Source organism: Janibacter zhaoxuefangae (assembly GCF_050271985.1).
In the GTDB taxonomy this organism is placed as follows: domain Bacteria; phylum Actinomycetota; class Actinomycetes; order Actinomycetales; family Dermatophilaceae.
In genome coordinates, this window is sequence record NZ_CP189849.1 from 1,041,498 (window position 1) to 1,056,866 (window position 15,369).

Here is a 15,369-nt window from a genome sequence, read left to right on the forward strand (position 1 = left end):
GGGCCGTCCCCACCTCGGGGGCGGCCCGTCGTCGTGTCGGGGGATAGATTCCTCGGGTGCGCATCCTCATCACCGGTTCCATCGCCACCGACCACCTCATGACGTTCAAGGGGAAGTTCGCGGACTCCCTCGTCGTCGAGCAACTCGACAAGGTCTCCCTGTCGTTCCTCGCGGACGACCTCCAGATCCGCCGGGGCGGGGTCGCGGCCAACATCGCCTTCGGCATGGCCAACCTCGGTCAGCGGCCGGTGCTCGTCGGCGCCGTCGGTGAGGACTTCGCGTCCTACCGCAGCTGGCTCGAGCGGCACGGCGTCGACTGCGAGTCCCTGCTCGTCTCCGAGACGCGGCACACCGCCCGTTTCGTCTGCACGACCGACGACGACATGGCCCAGATCGCGACGTTCTATGCCGGCGCCATGTCGGAGGCCCGCCAGATCGAGCTCGGCCCCATCGCGCACCGGATCGGCGGCGCGGACATGGTGCTCATCGGCGCGAACGACCCCGAGGCCATGCTGCGCCACACCCGCGAGTGCCGCACGCGCGGGATCCCCTTCATCGCCGACCCCTCCCAGCAGCTGGCCTTCAGCGACGGCGACACCATCCGGGAGCTCATCGACGGCGCCGAGTACCTCATCACCAACGAGTACGAGTCGCACCTGACGGAGAAGAAGACGGGCTGGACCGCGGACGAGATCGCCTCCCGGGTCAACCACCGCGTCATGACGAAGGGGAAGGACGGTGTCGTCATCACCTCGCGCGACGGCGAGTCGATCGACGTCGGCGTCGCCCGCGAGGTCCGGAAGGCGGACCCGACCGGTGTCGGCGACGCATTCCGCGCCGGGTTCATCACCGGCCTGTCGGCCGGTCTTCCGCACCGTGAGTGCGCGGAGCTCGGGTCGATGCTCGCGACCTACGTCATCGAGACGGTCGGGACCCAGGAGTACGAGCTGGGCAAGGCGCGCTTCCTCGATCGACTGGCCGAGGCCTACGGCGACGACTCCGCGCAGCTCATCGCGCCGCACATCACCTGCCCGCGCCCATAGGGGCACTCGTGACGTCGCCGGTGCCGCCCGTGGAACCCGTGCCGCCGTTCCCGCCGCGGGAACCGCCACCCGGCCCGTGGGCACTGTCGTTGGACGGCGCCGAGGTCGGGGCGGACCTCGTGGCCCTCGGTGCCGACCTCGCCACGGGGACGCTGCTGGCGGCCTACCGCACCGGACTCTTCCCGATGGGTGTCGGGGACGACGGCGCACCACCGATCGGCTGGTGGTCTCCCGACCCGCGCGGCGTCCTCCTGCCGGGGGACCTGCGCGTCAGCCGATCCCTGCGCCGTGCCGCGCGACGCTTCACGACGACACGGGACGCCGCCTTCGCCGACGTCGTCGCCGCCTGCGGCGACCCGAGCCGGGACGGCCGCTGGATCACCGAGAAGGTCGCCGAGGCCTATCTGCGCCTGCACCGACTCGGCTGGGCGCACAGTGTCGAGGTCTGGGACGACGACGGGGTGCTCGTCGGCGGGCTGTACGGGGTGGCCACGGGCGGGCTCTTCGCCGGCGAGTCGATGTTCCACCGCGCGACCGACGCGTCGAAGGTCGCCCTGCTGGCGCTCGTCGAGCACGTCTTCGACGGCGACGACCGGCGCATCATCGACGTCCAGTGGGCCACGGACCACCTGCTGAGCCTCGGCGTGCGGGAGGTTCCCCGATCCGAGTACCTCGTGCGGCTGCGTCGGGCGCTCGAGGCGCCCGACGTGGATTTCACGGCGTGAACGCGGACCGGTGGGGGAGTCGGCCGGGCCTCGCCCGGGCCGGCCGCGGCGTGAACGCCTTCGCGGCGCACCGAGTTCCCACCCTGCCCATGCCCGATGGTGGGTCTGCGGTAGCGTTTGCCCGACAACTGTTGGCCCCACGCTAGAAGTAGGTGCACGTGCGTCCCACCGACGTCCAGACAGCGCCCCGCCGTTCTCGGCGACGCTCCGCCAGCCAGGTGATCGGGCTCCTCGCGGCCGGTACCGCGCTCAGTGCCTGTGGCGCTGCTGGCGCACAGGGTGAGCTGGGTAACGGCTATCTCCCGCACGGCGTCACGGAGAACTCCCAGCGCGTCGAAACCCTCTGGATCTACGCGTGGATCGCGGCCCTGGCCGTCGGCGCCCTGGTGCTGGCCCTCGCCTTCTGGTGCGTCGTGGCCTACCGGCGCAAGAAGGGCGACGAGGAGCTCCCCCTCCAGCTCCAGTACAACGTCCCCCTGGAGATCCTCTACACCGTCGTCCCGATGTTCATGATCGCGGTGCTCTTCTACTGGACGGCCAAGGACCAGAACGCGTTGATGGACACCACCGCCGAGCCCGACGTGACGATCAACGTCGTCGGCAAGCAGTGGAGCTGGGACTTCAACTACGTCGACGCCGACGTGCACGAGTCCGGGACGCAGGCGCAGCTGACCGGTGAGCCCGGTGTCGAGGAGGAACTCCCGACGCTCTACCTCCCGGTCGACAAGCGGGTCGAGTTCCAGCTGACCGCGCGCGACGTCATCCACTCCTTCTGGGTGCCGCAGTTCCTCCAGAAGCTCGACATGATGCCGGGCCGGGTCAACACCTTCCAGGTCGTCCCGACCGAGGAGGGCACCTTCGCGGGCAAGTGCGCCGAGCTCTGCGGTGCGTACCACTCGCAGATGCTCTTCAACGTCAAGGTCGTCGACCAGGCCACCTACGACGCCCACCTCGAGGACCTCCGCAAGGCCGGCAACACGGGCCTGCTCGGCAACGACCTCAACCGGGAGGGCATCGTCGAGAAGGACGAGCACCTCCTCTCCGAGAACGAAGGCAAGTGACGATGAGCGCGACGAGCGACACCCCCACGACGCTGCTCCGCACGACCGACGCGGCGCCCAGCAAGGACGTCACTGCCGGCACCCTCGCGGTGAAGTGGCTGACGACGACCGATCACAAGGTGATCGGCAACCTCTACTTCATCACCTCCTTCATCTTCTTCCTCATCGGCGGCCTCATGGCCCTCGTGATCCGCCTCGAGCTCTTCAAGCCGGGCCTGCAGGTCGTCGACAACCCCGAGCAGTTCAACCAGCTCTTCACGATGCACGGCACGATCATGCTGCTGTTCTTCGCGACGCCGGCCTTCGCGGGCTTCTCCAACGCGCTGATGCCGCTGCAGATCGGCGCCCCCGACGTCGCCTTCCCGCGACTGAACATGTTCGCCTACTGGCTGTACCTCTTCGGTGGCCTGATGGCGACCGCGGGCTTCCTCACGCCCGGCGGCGCGGCCTCCTTCGGCTGGTTCGCCTACGCCCCGCTGTCCGACAGTGCCTACTCGCCCGGTATGGGCGGCAACCTGTGGGTCTTCGGCCTCGCGCTCTCGGGCTTCGGAACCATCCTCGGCGCCGTCAACTTCATCACGACGATCCTCTGCATGCGCGCCCCCGGCATGACGATGTTCCGGATGCCGATCTTCACCTGGACCGTGCTGATCACGTCCATCCTCGTGCTGATGGCCTTCCCCGTCCTGGCGGCGGCGCTCTTCGGTCTGGGCATCGACCGCGTCTTCGGGGCGCACATCTTCGACCCGGACAACGGCGGAGCCATGCTGTGGCAACACCTGTTCTGGTTCTTCGGCCACCCCGAGGTGTACATCCTCGCCCTGCCGTTCTTCGGTGTGATCTCCGAGATCATCCCGGTCTTCAGCCGGAAGCCGATCTTCGGTTACAAGACGCTCGTCTTCGCCACGATCTCCATCGCGGCGCTGTCCGTCACCGTCTGGGCCCACCACATGTACGGCACCGGCCAGGTGCTGCTGCCCTTCTTCGCGATCATGACGATGCTCATCGCGGTCCCGACGGGCGTGAAGTTCTTCAACTGGATCGGCACCATGTGGGGCGGGAAGCTCTCCTTCGAGACCCCGATGCTGTGGGCCCTCGGCTTCCTCGTGACGTTCCTCTTCGGTGGCCTGACGGGCGTCATCCTCGCCAGCCCGGCCCTGGACTTCCACCTCACCGACAGCTACTTCGTCGTGGCGCACTTCCACTACGTCGTCTTCGGCACGGTCACCTTCGCGATGTTCGGTGGCTACTACTTCTGGTGGCCGAAGTTCACGGGCAAGATGCTCGACGAGACGCTGGGCAAGATCCACTTCTGGCTGCTCTTCATCGGCTTCCACACGACCTTCCTCATCCAGCACTGGCTGGGTGTCGACGGCATGCCGCGCCGATACGCCGACTATCTGCCCGAGGACGGCTTCCAGCTCGCCAACCAGGTCTCGACGGTCGGCTCCGTGATCCTGGGCATCTCCTTCCTCCCGTTCATGTACAACGTGTGGAAGACGGCGCGCACCGCGCCCCTCGTCGAGGTGAATGACCCGTGGGGTTACGGCAACTCGCTCGAGTGGGCCACGTCCTGCCCGCCCCCGCGGCACAACTTCCACTCCATCCCGCGGATCCGGTCCGAGCGCCCCGCGTTCGACCTGGCCCACCCCAACCACACGTCCGTGGCACTGACGCCGCGAGAGGACTGAGCCATGCAGGCCGAGTTCAAGCTCTTCGCCCTTCTCGGGATCTTCTTCGTCCCCGTCACCCTCCTGTACGGCTTCTGGTCGGAGTGGGGGGAGCCGGTGGGCGCCCTCGGGTTCCCGCTCCTGGCCGGAATGTGCTTCATGGTCGCCTGGTACCTCTGGATGACCGCCAAGGGCCTCCCGGACCGTCCCGAGGACAACCTCGAGGGTGAGATCGAGGAGCAGGCCGGCGAGTACGGCGTCTTCGCGCCGCACAGCTGGTGGCCGCTGTGGCTGGCCCTGACGGGCTCGCTCCTCTTCCTCGGGCTGGCCGTCGGCTGGTGGGTCTTCATCATCGGCGCCTTCTTCGGCGTCTTCGCCCTCGTTGGCTGGACCTTCGAGTTCTACAAGGGCGAGCACTCGCTCTGACCCGCACCAGCACGACGTCGACCCCGGTCCCGCCACACGGCGCGGCCGGGGTTCGTCGTGGTCACGGGTGGGTGGGGCACAATCAAGACGGCAGGCGCACGCGGGCGGGGATGCACGGCGTGGGCGCAGGACCGACGGGCCCGAGGGCCCGTTGACGGAAGGGTTCGGATGAACGACGTTCGCGGGTCGGCCACGACCTCGACAGGTGGGCGACGCTGGGGGCGGGCGCCTCAGCGCCTGACGACAGCGCTGGTGGCCGGGGCGCTGCTCGCCGGCTGCCAGTCGGCGACGAGCACGACGGGCCCGGATGGCTCGGCCTCGAACGACACGAGCACGACGTCCACGACGAGCACGACGAGCGCGGCCCCGCGTCCCGCCGAATTGTCGATCACGCCGTCCGACGAGGCCTCCGGGGTCCGACCGGACGAGCAGGTCGTCGTCCAGGCGGGCAGCGGCACCCTCGAGAGTGTGCGCGTCGTCGACGAGGCCGGCGAGGCCGTGGCCGGCAGCCTGTCGGGCGACGAGTGGCGCAGCAGCCCCGCCAGGCGCCTGCGGCCGGCGACGACCTACACCGTCACGGCCGAGGCCACCGGCGCGGACGGGGTGACCACCTCGACCACGACCGCCACCTTCGCCACCATCCGTCCCAAGGTCACGGCGACCTACGGGATCAACTACGCCGGGATGACCGTCGGCACGGGCATGCCCGTGGCCGTGCAGTTCGACTCCGCGGTGACGGATCCCGCGTATCGTCAGGCCGTCGAGCGAGCGGTCACGATCACGACGACGCCGAAGGTGGAGGGTCACTGGGGGTGGCTCGACAACCGGCAGCTCATGTGGCGGCCCAAGGAGCGTTGGCAGCCCGGGACGTCGATCTCGGTGACGACCCCCTTCACCGGGCTGCAGACCGGTCCCGGCAAGTGGGTGTCCAACGATGACTCCGCCGGTATGGCGATCGGGCGGTCCCAGTCGGCGATGGTCGACACGCGCACCCACCGGATGGTCGTGCGCCGCGGCGGCCAGGTCATTCGCACGATCAAGGTGAGCACCGGCCGGCCCGGTCCCAAGACCGAGACCCGCAGCGGGACCAAGGTCATCATCGGCAAGGACCCGGCGATGACCATGGACTCCGAGACGGTCGGGATCGCGAAGGGGGAGCCCGGCTACTACAAGATCAAGACGAAGTGGAATGTCCGGGTCACCTGGACCGGGGAGTTCCTCCACTCGGCGCCCTGGTCCGTCGGTGCACAGGGCAACACGAACGTCTCGCACGGCTGCGTGAACATGGCGCCGGCGGATGCGAAGTGGATGTTCGAGAACTCGCTCGTCGGTGACGTCGTCGACTTCCGCGGCTCGAAGCGGGTCTTCCAGCCCGACGAGGGCATCGGCGTCTGGCAGTACGACTACGCCGACTGGGTGGCCCGCAGCGAGCTGGCCTGAGCCTGCACATCAGTCGCGGGCCGCCATCAGTCCCAGCCGAGCTCGTGCAGACGCTCGTCGTCGATCCCGAAGTGATGGGCGACCTCGTGGACGACGGTGATGGCGACCTCGTCGAGGAGCTCCTCCCGGTCCTCGCACATGCGCGTGAGCGGCCCCCGGAACAGCACGATCCGGTCCGGGAGGGCGCCCAGTCCCCAGCCCCCGTCGCGCTCGGTGAGGGGGACGCCGTCGTAGACGCCGAGCAGGTCCGGGTCGTCGGCCGGCGGCTCGTCCTCGACGAAGAACGCCACGTTGTCGAGCATGGCCAGGAGTTCCGCGGGGACGTCGTCGAGGGCATCGCCGACGGCCGCCTCGAACTCTTCCCGGCTCATCTCGACCACGGGCCCAGCCTAGGCGCAGGGGTCGTTGCTGGGCATCGTGGGGCGTGTCGCCACGCGTGGCAGGGTTGTCCCATGAGGATCACGGTCCGCGCCAAGCCGGGAGCAGCACGCGAGAAGGTCGGTGGCCGTCACGGGGAGCCGACACCGGGGGAGCCTGATGCCCTCGTCGTCGCCGTCGGGGCGCGCGCCGTCGACGGGGCGGCCAACGAGGCCGTCGTCGCGGCGGTCGCGTGCGCCTTCGGGGTTCGTCCCCGGCACGTCACCCTGGTGTCCGGGTCACGAGCGCGCACGAAGATCCTCGACATCGACGACGAGGCACTCGGGGGAACGGCGGAGGCCCAGCGGACGCTCTCGCGTCTGCTGGGCCCCTGACCGGTCCGTTCATCCTCCACGGGGGAGGACCGAGACCTCAGTGCTTGTCGAACTCAGTGCTGGTCGAACTCAGTGCTTGTCGTCGTGCACGTGCCGACCGTGGTGGTGCTCGCCCGCGGTCAGCAGCGCGGCGTCGTCACGGGTGGCGATGGCGTCCTCGCTGAGCCCGATGGATTCGTGCTCCGGCCCGACGTGGGCCGCCTCGAGCTCGGCCGGCGTGACCGGGTTGATGGCGTCCGCGAAGTAGAACGAGGACAGCCGCTGGCGCAGCTTGGATGCGCCGAGGCCGCGCCGGGAAACACCGTTGGCGTCCGTGTCCGCGGGCAGCTCGAGCACGCGGTCCGGCTCGTGCTGGACGAGGTTCCAGCGCGTGTACGGGTCGAGGTCCTCGTGGACCTCGCGGAACTCGCCGTGCGGCTCGCGGATGATGCGCCCGGACTCGCGGCCGTGCAGCACCAGGTCGCGGTCGTGACGCTGGAGGCTGTAGCAGATCCGCTTCGTCGCCCAGAAGGCGAGCACGGGGAAGAGGAAGACGCCCACGCGGAACACGTTGGTGATGTCGTTGATCGACATGTGGAGCTTGACGGCCATGATGTCGTTGCTTGCGGCGAACATGAGGACGCCGTAGAACGTCAACGCGGCCATGCCGAGCGCCGTGCGGGTGGGCTTGTTGCGCGGGCGGTCGAGCAGGTGGTGCTCGCGCGTGTCACCCGTGATCCAGCGCTCGATGAACGGGTAGGCGATCATGCCGCCGTAGATCGCGGGGATGAGGCCGAGGGCGCCGATGGCGACGTTGAGGCTCAACGTGTAACCGAGACCGCTGAACTCGAGCCAGCCCGGCAGGAGGCGCAGGGCGCCGTCCGCGAAGCCCATGTACCAGTCAGGCTGGGCGCCGGCGGTGGTCGCGTTCGGGTCGTACGGTCCGTACACCCAGATCGAGTTGATCTGGACGAGGGCCGAGATGGCGGCGATGACACCGAAGACGATGAAGAAGAAGCCACCGGCCTTCGCGGCGTAGACCGGCATGACGGGGTAGCCGACGACGTTCTCGTTCGTCCGGCCGGGGCCGGGGTACTGGGTGTGCTTCTGCAGCGCCACCATCAGGATGTGCACCGTGAAGAGGATGACCAGGATGGCGGGCAGCAGCAGGATGTGCACCGTGTAGAGGCGCGGGATGATGTCCTCACCCGGGAAGGTGCCACCGAAGAGGCCGTACGAGAGGTACGAGCCGATGACCGGCGCGGAGAGCATGAAGCCCTGCGCCGCGCGCAGGCCCGTGCCGGAGAGCAGGTCGTCCGGCAGGGAGTAGCCGGCGAATCCCTCGACGAGGGCGAGCATCGACAGGATGCAGCCGATGACCCAGTTGAGCTCGCGCGGCTTGCGGAAGGCACCCGTGAAGAAGACGCGCAGCATGTGGACCGAGAGGGCAACGATGAAGAGCAGCGCGGCCCAGTGGTGCATCTGCCGCATGAGCAGACCGCCCTTGACCTCGAACGAGATGTCGAGGGTGGAGGCGAAAGCGCGGGACATCTCGACGCCCTGAAGCGGGACGTAGGGACCCTCGTAGGTGGTCTCGGCCATGCTCGGCTCGAACCAGAAGGTGAGGAACGTGCCGGTGAGCAGGCAGACGATCATCGAGTACATGGCGATTTCGCCGAGCATGAACGACCAGTGGTCCGGGAAGACCTTCTTCATCAGGTAGTTCATGGCCTTGGCGCCGCCGGTGCGCTCGTCGATCCAGCCGGCAACGCCGCCGATCGCCTTCGCGCCACCACTCACGGGGGCGGGCGCTGCGGTGTCCCCGGCGCGCAGGGCGTCCGCCGGGCGGGTCGTGGTGCTCATCCGCGCTCCCAGAAGCTCGGGCCGACCGGTTCCTGGAAGGGCTGGTCGGCGATCAGGTAACCCTCGTCGTCAACGGTGATCTTCAGCTGCGGCAGCGGACGCTTGGCCGGGCCGAAGATGACCTCACAGTCGTTCGTGACGTCGAACGTGGACTGGTGGCACGGGCAGAGAAGGTGGTGCGTCGTGCGCTCGTAGAGGCCGACCGGGCAACCGACGTGCGTGCAGATCTTGGAGTAGGCCACGATGCCCTGGTAACCCCAGTCGCGCGCCTTCTTCGACTTGATGTCGTCGGGGTCGAGGCGCATGAGCAGGACCGCGGCCTTGCCCTTCTCCTCGAGGACGTGGTGCTCCAGGTCGAGCAGCCCCTCGGGGAGGATGTGGTAGACGGAGCCGATCGTCACGTCGCCGGGACGGATGGGGGTGTTCTCGGGGTCGCGCACGAGGCGGGGCCGCTTGAACTCCCGCTTGTCGTGGTCGTCCTCGCCGGGCGGTCCGTCCCAGAACGTGCGCGCCAGGTCGGCGTGGGGGAGGGGGCCCATGCTGCCGAGCAACTGGACGACCAGCGGCACGGCGAAGAGGCCGAGGGCGCCACCCATCGTGGCCTTGATGAGCGGTCGACGCGTCACCTGCGACGCACCGACACCGGCCGTCATGGTCTCGACCAGGGCGGCGCGGTCCTCGTCGCTGGAGCGCATGGTGTGGCGCTCCTCGACCGACTCGTGGTCGGGCATGAGGGTCTTCGCCCAGTGGACGGCGCCGAGGCCGATGCCGAGCAGGCTTAGCCCGAGGCCGAGCCCGAGGAGCAGGTTGCTCGTGCTGACGTGGCCGATGCCGGGGACGTTCGACTGGTGGCTCGTGTCGAAGGCGAAGTAGGCGGCGAGGAAGAGCACCGTGCCGACGATCGAGAGGCCGAAGAGCCCGGCCACCTGCAGTTCGGCGCGCTTGGCGCCCGCCTCATCGAGATCGGAACCGCGCAGCACGTGCGGCGGCAGACCGGGGTTGGCGAAGCGCTCGGGCACGCCGCCCGAACCCTCGATGTGGCCCTGGTCGAGACGCACCACGGAGTCAGGGGTGGCGCCCGCGGGCGTGACCTCCGTCGACTCGGGGTTCTGCTCGTTCATCGTTGTCCTCGTCCTGTCGGGGTAGTCGTTGTCGTCACGGGGGGGTCAGGCGGACTTCTGTCCGAGCCAGACGGCGATCCCGACGAGAATGCCGAGGCCGAAGACCCAGGCGAAGAGGCCCTCGGGGACCGGCCCGAGGCTGCCCAGGGCGTTGCCGCCCGGGCTACCGGTCTCGTCCATCGCGTTGAGGTAGGCGATGATGTCGCGCTTGCCCTCCGGGGAGATGTTGGTGTCGTTGAAGACAGGCATGCTCTGCGGGCCGGTGACCATGGCCTCGTAGACGTGCTTGCCGTCGACGCCGAGCACCTCCGGCGCGTACTTGCCGCGGGTCAGGGCTCCACCGGCGCCGGCGGAGTTGTGGCACATGGCGCAGTTGACCCGGAAGAGCTCGCCACCCTCGCCCGGGTCGCCGCCCTCGGCGCTGGTGTACTCCGAGTCGGGGACGGCCGGGCCGGGAGCCAGCGAGGCCACGTAGGCGGCGACGTCGGCGATCTCCTCGTCGGTGAACTTGATCTCCGTGGTGCGCGGCGCCTGGACGTTCGGGGCGGCCATCGGCATGCGGCCGGTGCCCATCTGGAAGTCCACGGCTGCGGCGCCGACTCCGGCGAGGTTGGGGCCGTCCTCCGTGCCGAGTGCGCCCGTGCCGTGGCACGAGGCGCAGTTGGCCAGGAAGATCTTCTTGCCGTTGTCGATCGAGGCGGAGGCCGAGGAGGCGTCCGCCTGGGCCTTGCCGGGAGCCACGGCGGCATAAGCGGTGCCGGTGACCAGGAGGCCGACGAGCAGCAGCAGCACGATGGCTGCGGGGTGCCGGCGATTGGCCAGAGTCTTCACGAGCGTTCCTGTCATCAGTGGGGTCGTCGGGGGCTGGTCCGGGCGAGGGCCCGCGACATCATTGCAGCAGGTAGATGGTGGCGAAGAGGGCGATCCAGACCACGTCGACGAAGTGCCAGTAGTAGGACGTCACGACCGCGCCCGTGGCCTGGTGGTGGCCGTAGCTGCGCGACGTGAACGTGCGCCCGATGATCAGGAGGAAGGCGATGAGTCCTCCGGTCACGTGGATGCCGTGGAGGCCGGTCGTCAGGTAGAAGACGGAGCCGTAGGCGTCGGACGAGAGGGACAGGCCCTCGTGCCCGAGCTCGGCGTACTCCATCACCTGACCGGCGATGAACACTGCGCCGAAGATGTACGTCAGGACGTACCACTCGCGCATGCCCCACGAACCGACCTGCAGGAGGCCGCCGGTGCGCGCCTTCTGGCCGTGCTCCGCCTTCATGACGCCGAGCTGGCACCACACGGACGAGATCACGAGGATCAGGGTGTTGGTCGCGGCGAAGGGGACGTTCAGCATCTCGGTGCGCTCAGCCCACAGCTCGGGCGAGAGCGACCGGATGGTGAAGTACATCGCGAACAGGCCGGCGAAGAACATCAGCTCGCTCGAGAGCCACACGATGGTGCCGACGGACACCAAGTTGGGTCGGCTTGCCGGGCCCAGCGAGGGCGGGTGCGCCAGCGTCGCGGCGGGGTCTGGGTGAAGGGTCGATGCAGTGGCCACGGCGCCATTATGTCGGTAAACAAGTGGGCTGTGTCGGCGACCCCCCGAAGTGGGTCAGATCCGTGGTCATGGAGGGCCGCCACGGCTCGCGGGCCGCAGGCGATAGCATCCTCATCATGAGTTCCACGCCCGCGTCCGAGAACCCCGCAGCGGCGACGGCGACCTCCCGGTCGACGCCCGCTCACAGCGTCTCCGTCCTTCTCTACAGCGACGACATCACCACCCGCGACGCGGTCCGCGTCGGCGTGGGCCGACGGCCCGCCCGGGACGTCGAGATCGTGCGCTGGCACGAGTGCGCGACCGCCGCAGCCGTGACCGAGGCCGTCGAGACCGGGGCCTTCGACGTCCTCGTCCTCGACGGTGAGGCCGCGAAGGTCGGCGGCATGGGTCTGTGCCGCGAGCTCAAGTCCGAGATCTTCGAGTGCCCGCCCGTCCTCGTGCTGACCGGTCGTCCGCAGGACGGCTGGCTGGCTGCCTGGTCCCTGGCGGACGCGGTCGTGCCGCACCCGCTGGACCCGGTGGCCCTCGCCGACGCGGTGAGCGAGTTGGCTCGCGGCGTCGAGCCCGCCACGGCCTGAGTCGTGACGCTCCCGAGCACGCACCAGCCCACGTGGCCGGATCTCTTGACGACCCTCACCGCGGGGGTCGACCTCACGGGTGACGACACGGCGTGGGCGATGAACGAGATCATGACGGGCGAGGCCAACCCCGTCGCCGTGGCCGGGTTCCTCATCGCGCTGCGCGCGAAGGGTGAGACGGTCGAGGAACTGCGGGCCCTGGCTGACGGCATGCTCGCGCACGCTCGCCGGATCGAGGTGCCCGGGCCGTCGATCGACATCGTCGGCACCGGCGGCGACCGCTCCAACACCGTGAACATCTCGACGATGTCCTCCGTCGTCATGGCCGCCGCGGGCCTCAAGGTCGTCAAGCACGGCAACCGGGCCGCCTCGAGCAAGTCCGGTTCCGCGGACGTGCTCGAGGAGCTCGGAGTCGTCCTGGGACTCAGCCCCGAGGCCGTCGTGGCCGTCGCGGAGGAGGCCGGGATCACCTTCTGCTTCGCCCAGACCTTCCACCCGTCCATGCGGCACGCGGCCGCGGCGCGCTCTGGCCTGGGTGTGGGGACCGCCTTCAACGTCCTCGGCCCGCTGACCAACCCCGCGCAGCCGACCTACGCCGTCATCGGCGCGGCCGATGCCCGCGTGGCGCCGCTCATGGCGGGGGTTTTCGCCGAGCGCGGGACCAGCGCGCTCGTCTTCCGCGGCGACGACGGGCTCGACGAGCTGACCATCGCCGACTCCTCACATCTGTGGTGGGTGAGCGGGGGCGAGATCCGCGAGTCGGTGCTGTCGCCCGAGGACGTCGGCCTGCAGCGCAACCCGATCGAGACGCTTCGCGGGGATGACAAGGTCTTCAACGCCGCCGTTGCCCGGCGCGTGCTTGCGGGGGAGCGCTCGCCCGTGCGCGACGCCGTCCTGCTCAACGCGGGTGCGGCGCTGGCCCTGGCGCAGGCGGAAGGTCGGGCCGTCGACGATCCGGCGGCGGCCGTCCGCGAGGGCATGGCCCGCGCGGCCGAGGTCATCGACAGCGGTGCGGCGTCCGCGGCGCTGGACCGCTGGGTCGCGGTGACGCAGCGCCTCGCAGCCGCCGAGAGCTGAGCCTCAGCCCTCGAGACCGAGGCTGAACGCGGCGTCGAGGTCGTGCTTCGAGTACGTCCGGAACGCGATGTGGGTGTCCGTGCCGACGACGCCGTCGATCTTGTTGAGCCGGCCGGCGATGACGTCGTTGAGGTCCTCGTGGGCCTTGACTCGCACCATGGCGATGAGATCGCAGTTGCCGGCCACGGAGTAGACCTCCGTGACACCCTCGAGTTCGGTGATGGCCTCCGCGACCTCGGGGATGCGGTTGACCTCGGCGTTGATGAGAACGATGGCGGTGATCACGTCGCCCACCCTAGTCCGACGTCGAGGGGGTGTGCCCGCGACCGCGCTCACCCCGCCGCGACGAATCCGGCGACGGCACGCCGGGACACCTCGAGGGGCTCGAGGGCCGCGCGAGCACCGGCCGCGCCGCCGACTGGGCAGGTCCACGTGCCCTCGATCTCGACGATCCGGGTGCCGGGGGACTCGAGCCAGCGGAGCACCTTCTCCGTCTCCTCGTGGGTGGCTGCCGGCGCGGGTCCGGCAGGCCGGGCGACGACCTCCGCGCTGGCCCGCAGGGCCTCGACGTAGGGCATCGGGTCCGCGCCGCGCGGCGCGTGGCTCGACCCGGCGAGGCGGCCGTGCCGGACGCACACCAGCTCCCAACCGCCGAGGCCCGAGCGACGCGCGGCGACGATCTCGGCCGTGGCTGCCAACGGTGCGATCCGCTGGACCCGAGCGGCTCCTCGGACGAGGGCCATCATCCGGTCACGCAGGGAGCCGGCGTCCTCGAAGCGCTCCTGCGCCGACAGGTCTCCCAGCCGTGCGCGCAGACGTCCGAGGACGAGGGACGCGTCACCGGTGAAGGCGGTCACGGCATCGGCGACGATCGGCGCGTAGTCCTCCACGCTCTGCCCGCCGGTGCACGGCGCCCCGCACTTGCCGACCTCCGCGAGCATGCAGGCGCTGCCCTTCCCGGAGCGGGGGAGCCGGCGGACGCACTGGCGCAGCGGGACGACCTCGTGGACGGCATCGACGGCGGCCTCGGCCGCCGACCGCGTGGCGAAGGGGCCGAGATAGGTCCCCGCGTCGTCACGGACCGTGCGGACGATGCTCAGACGGGGGAAGGGCTCGTCGGTGACCTTGACCCACGTGGCCCGCTCCGGATTGCGGGAGCGTCGGTTGTAGCGGGGTTTGTGCTCGGCGATGAGCCGGAGCTCCCGGACCTCCGCCTCAAGGCCGGTCGCGCAGAGGATCGGCGTCACCGACGCCGCGAGCCGGACCATCTCGGACATCCTGGAGCGCTTCTCCGACGCCGTGAAGTACGAGCGGACGCGGGTGCGGATGTCGATGGAGGTGCCGACGTAGAGGACCTGTCCGCCTTCGTCCTTGAACATGTAGACGCCCGGCCCGGAGGGCAGCCCGTCGGCCAGATAGCGCTTGCGCCGCTGGGCGGCGGGGACCCGACCGGAGTACGACGACAACTCCTCGAGGGTGTGCACCCCCAGGGCCCCGACGCGACCGATCAGGCCGTGCAGGACGTCGACCGTCGCCCGTGCGTCCTCGAGAGCGCGGTGGTTCGGCACCGTCGTGGCTCCGAAGACCCTCGCCAGCGACGACAGCTTGTGGTTGGGCGCCTCGTCACGGGTGACGAGCTGGCGCGCGAGGCGGACGGTGTCGAGGACGTGCGCATCGGGCCAAGTGGTGTCCGTGGCGGTGGCCGCGGCCTTGAGGAAGGAGATGTCGAAGCCCGCGTTGTGGGCCACGAGGACGGCGCCGCGAGCGAACTCGAGGAACGACGGCAACGCCGTGTCGATCCGCGGCGCCGTGGCGACCATGGCGTTGGTGATGCCCGTCAGCGTCTGGACGAAGGCGGGGATGGGCTCGCCGGGATTGACGAAGGTCTGGAACTCGCCCTCCACCTCGCCGCCGCGCACCCGGACGGCGCCGATCTCGGTGATCCCGCAGTCGCGTGGGCTGCCGCCGGTCGTCTCGAGGTCGACGACGACGAAGGTGACCTCGGACAGGGGAGTGCCCAGATCGTCGAGGGTGCCCTGGACCGCGTGCATGTCTGCGACGGTAGGGGGCGACACTGACAGC

At 69.6% G+C, this 15,369-nt stretch carries 16 protein-coding genes; 9 read left to right on the plus strand and 7 right to left on the minus strand.

Annotated elements, in window-relative coordinates:
* Window positions 1-56: 56 nt before the first annotated feature.
* From ACQBAS_RS04905 to ACQBAS_RS04930, 6 genes are all read left to right on the plus strand, one after another.
* A complete protein-coding gene (locus ACQBAS_RS04905) occupies window positions 57-1,043 on the plus strand; it encodes a carbohydrate kinase family protein (protein ID WP_427385268.1) in 987 nt (328 codons plus the stop codon).
* 8 nt (window positions 1,044-1,051) lie between these two features.
* Window positions 1,052-1,768: a leucyl/phenylalanyl-tRNA--protein transferase gene (gene aat, locus ACQBAS_RS04910; protein ID WP_427385269.1), complete on the plus strand. Its 717-nt coding sequence runs from the start codon at window positions 1,052-1,054 to the stop codon at window positions 1,766-1,768.
* A 152-nt stretch (window positions 1,769-1,920) separates the two neighbouring features.
* The gene (coxB, locus tag ACQBAS_RS04915; protein WP_427385270.1) at window positions 1,921-2,829 is read left to right on the plus strand and encodes a cytochrome c oxidase subunit II; all 909 of its coding nucleotides are present in this window, start codon (window positions 1,921-1,923) and stop codon (window positions 2,827-2,829) included.
* 2 nt (window positions 2,830-2,831) lie between these two features.
* The gene (gene ctaD / locus ACQBAS_RS04920; protein ID WP_427385271.1) at window positions 2,832-4,520 is read left to right on the plus strand and encodes a cytochrome c oxidase subunit I; all 1,689 of its coding nucleotides are present in this window, start codon (window positions 2,832-2,834) and stop codon (window positions 4,518-4,520) included.
* Between the two features lie 3 nt (window positions 4,521-4,523).
* Window positions 4,524-4,925: a cytochrome c oxidase subunit 4 gene (locus tag ACQBAS_RS04925; RefSeq protein ID WP_427385272.1), complete on the plus strand. Its 402-nt coding sequence runs from the start codon at window positions 4,524-4,526 to the stop codon at window positions 4,923-4,925.
* 168 nt (window positions 4,926-5,093) lie between these two features.
* A complete protein-coding gene (locus ACQBAS_RS04930; protein ID WP_427385273.1) occupies window positions 5,094-6,365 on the plus strand; it encodes an Ig-like domain-containing protein in 1,272 nt (423 codons plus the stop codon).
* Between the two features lie 26 nt (window positions 6,366-6,391).
* Here ACQBAS_RS04930 and ACQBAS_RS04935 read toward each other — a convergent pair whose 3' ends face one another.
* Window positions 6,392-6,736 carry a metallopeptidase family protein gene (locus ACQBAS_RS04935; protein ID WP_427385581.1) on the minus strand — a complete coding sequence of 115 codons (345 nt, stop codon included), beginning with the start codon at window positions 6,734-6,736 and terminating at the stop codon, window positions 6,392-6,394.
* Between the two features lie 81 nt (window positions 6,737-6,817).
* On the opposite strand from ACQBAS_RS04935, the gene ACQBAS_RS04940 reads away from it, so the two are divergent.
* Entirely contained in the window at window positions 6,818-7,117 is a 300-nt protein-coding gene (locus ACQBAS_RS04940; protein WP_427385274.1) for a DUF167 domain-containing protein, read from the plus strand.
* Between the two features lie 69 nt (window positions 7,118-7,186).
* Here ACQBAS_RS04940 and ACQBAS_RS04945 read toward each other — a convergent pair whose 3' ends face one another.
* The 4 genes from ACQBAS_RS04945 to ACQBAS_RS04960 are packed head-to-tail and all read right to left on the minus strand — an operon-like array spanning window position 7,187 to window position 11,632.
* Window positions 7,187-8,959, minus strand: a complete 1,773-nt coding sequence (locus ACQBAS_RS04945; protein WP_427385275.1) for a cytochrome b — start codon at window positions 8,957-8,959, stop codon at window positions 7,187-7,189.
* Window positions 8,956-10,080, minus strand: a complete 1,125-nt coding sequence (locus ACQBAS_RS04950) for a Rieske 2Fe-2S domain-containing protein (protein ID WP_427385276.1) — start codon at window positions 10,078-10,080, stop codon at window positions 8,956-8,958. The genes ACQBAS_RS04945 and ACQBAS_RS04950 overlap by 4 nt, the downstream gene beginning before the upstream one ends.
* 45 nt (window positions 10,081-10,125) lie before the next feature.
* Complete coding sequence (locus ACQBAS_RS04955) at window positions 10,126-10,926, minus strand: c-type cytochrome (RefSeq protein WP_427385277.1); 801 nt, start codon at window positions 10,924-10,926, stop codon at window positions 10,126-10,128.
* Window positions 10,927-10,969: 43 nt separating this feature from the next.
* A complete protein-coding gene (locus ACQBAS_RS04960; protein ID WP_427385278.1) occupies window positions 10,970-11,632 on the minus strand; it encodes a cytochrome c oxidase subunit 3 in 663 nt (220 codons plus the stop codon).
* 116 nt (window positions 11,633-11,748) lie between these two features.
* Here ACQBAS_RS04960 and ACQBAS_RS04965 point away from each other — a divergent pair, with 116 nt between their 5' ends.
* Window positions 11,749-12,210, plus strand: a complete 462-nt coding sequence (locus ACQBAS_RS04965; protein WP_427385279.1) for a hypothetical protein — start codon at window positions 11,749-11,751, stop codon at window positions 12,208-12,210.
* A gap of 3 nt (window positions 12,211-12,213) precedes the next feature.
* Window positions 12,214-13,287, plus strand: coding sequence for an anthranilate phosphoribosyltransferase (trpD, locus tag ACQBAS_RS04970; RefSeq protein ID WP_427385280.1), 1,074 nt, complete (start codon window positions 12,214-12,216; stop codon window positions 13,285-13,287).
* 3 nt (window positions 13,288-13,290) lie between these two features.
* Here trpD and ACQBAS_RS04975 read toward each other — a convergent pair whose 3' ends face one another.
* Complete coding sequence (locus tag ACQBAS_RS04975) at window positions 13,291-13,572, minus strand: Lrp/AsnC family transcriptional regulator (protein WP_427385281.1); 282 nt, start codon at window positions 13,570-13,572, stop codon at window positions 13,291-13,293.
* 47 nt (window positions 13,573-13,619) lie between these two features.
* On the minus strand, window positions 13,620-15,338 hold the full coding sequence (locus ACQBAS_RS04980) for a DEDD exonuclease domain-containing protein (RefSeq protein WP_427385282.1): 1,719 nt from the start codon (window positions 15,336-15,338) through the stop codon (window positions 13,620-13,622).
* Window positions 15,339-15,369: the final 31 nt, after the last annotated feature.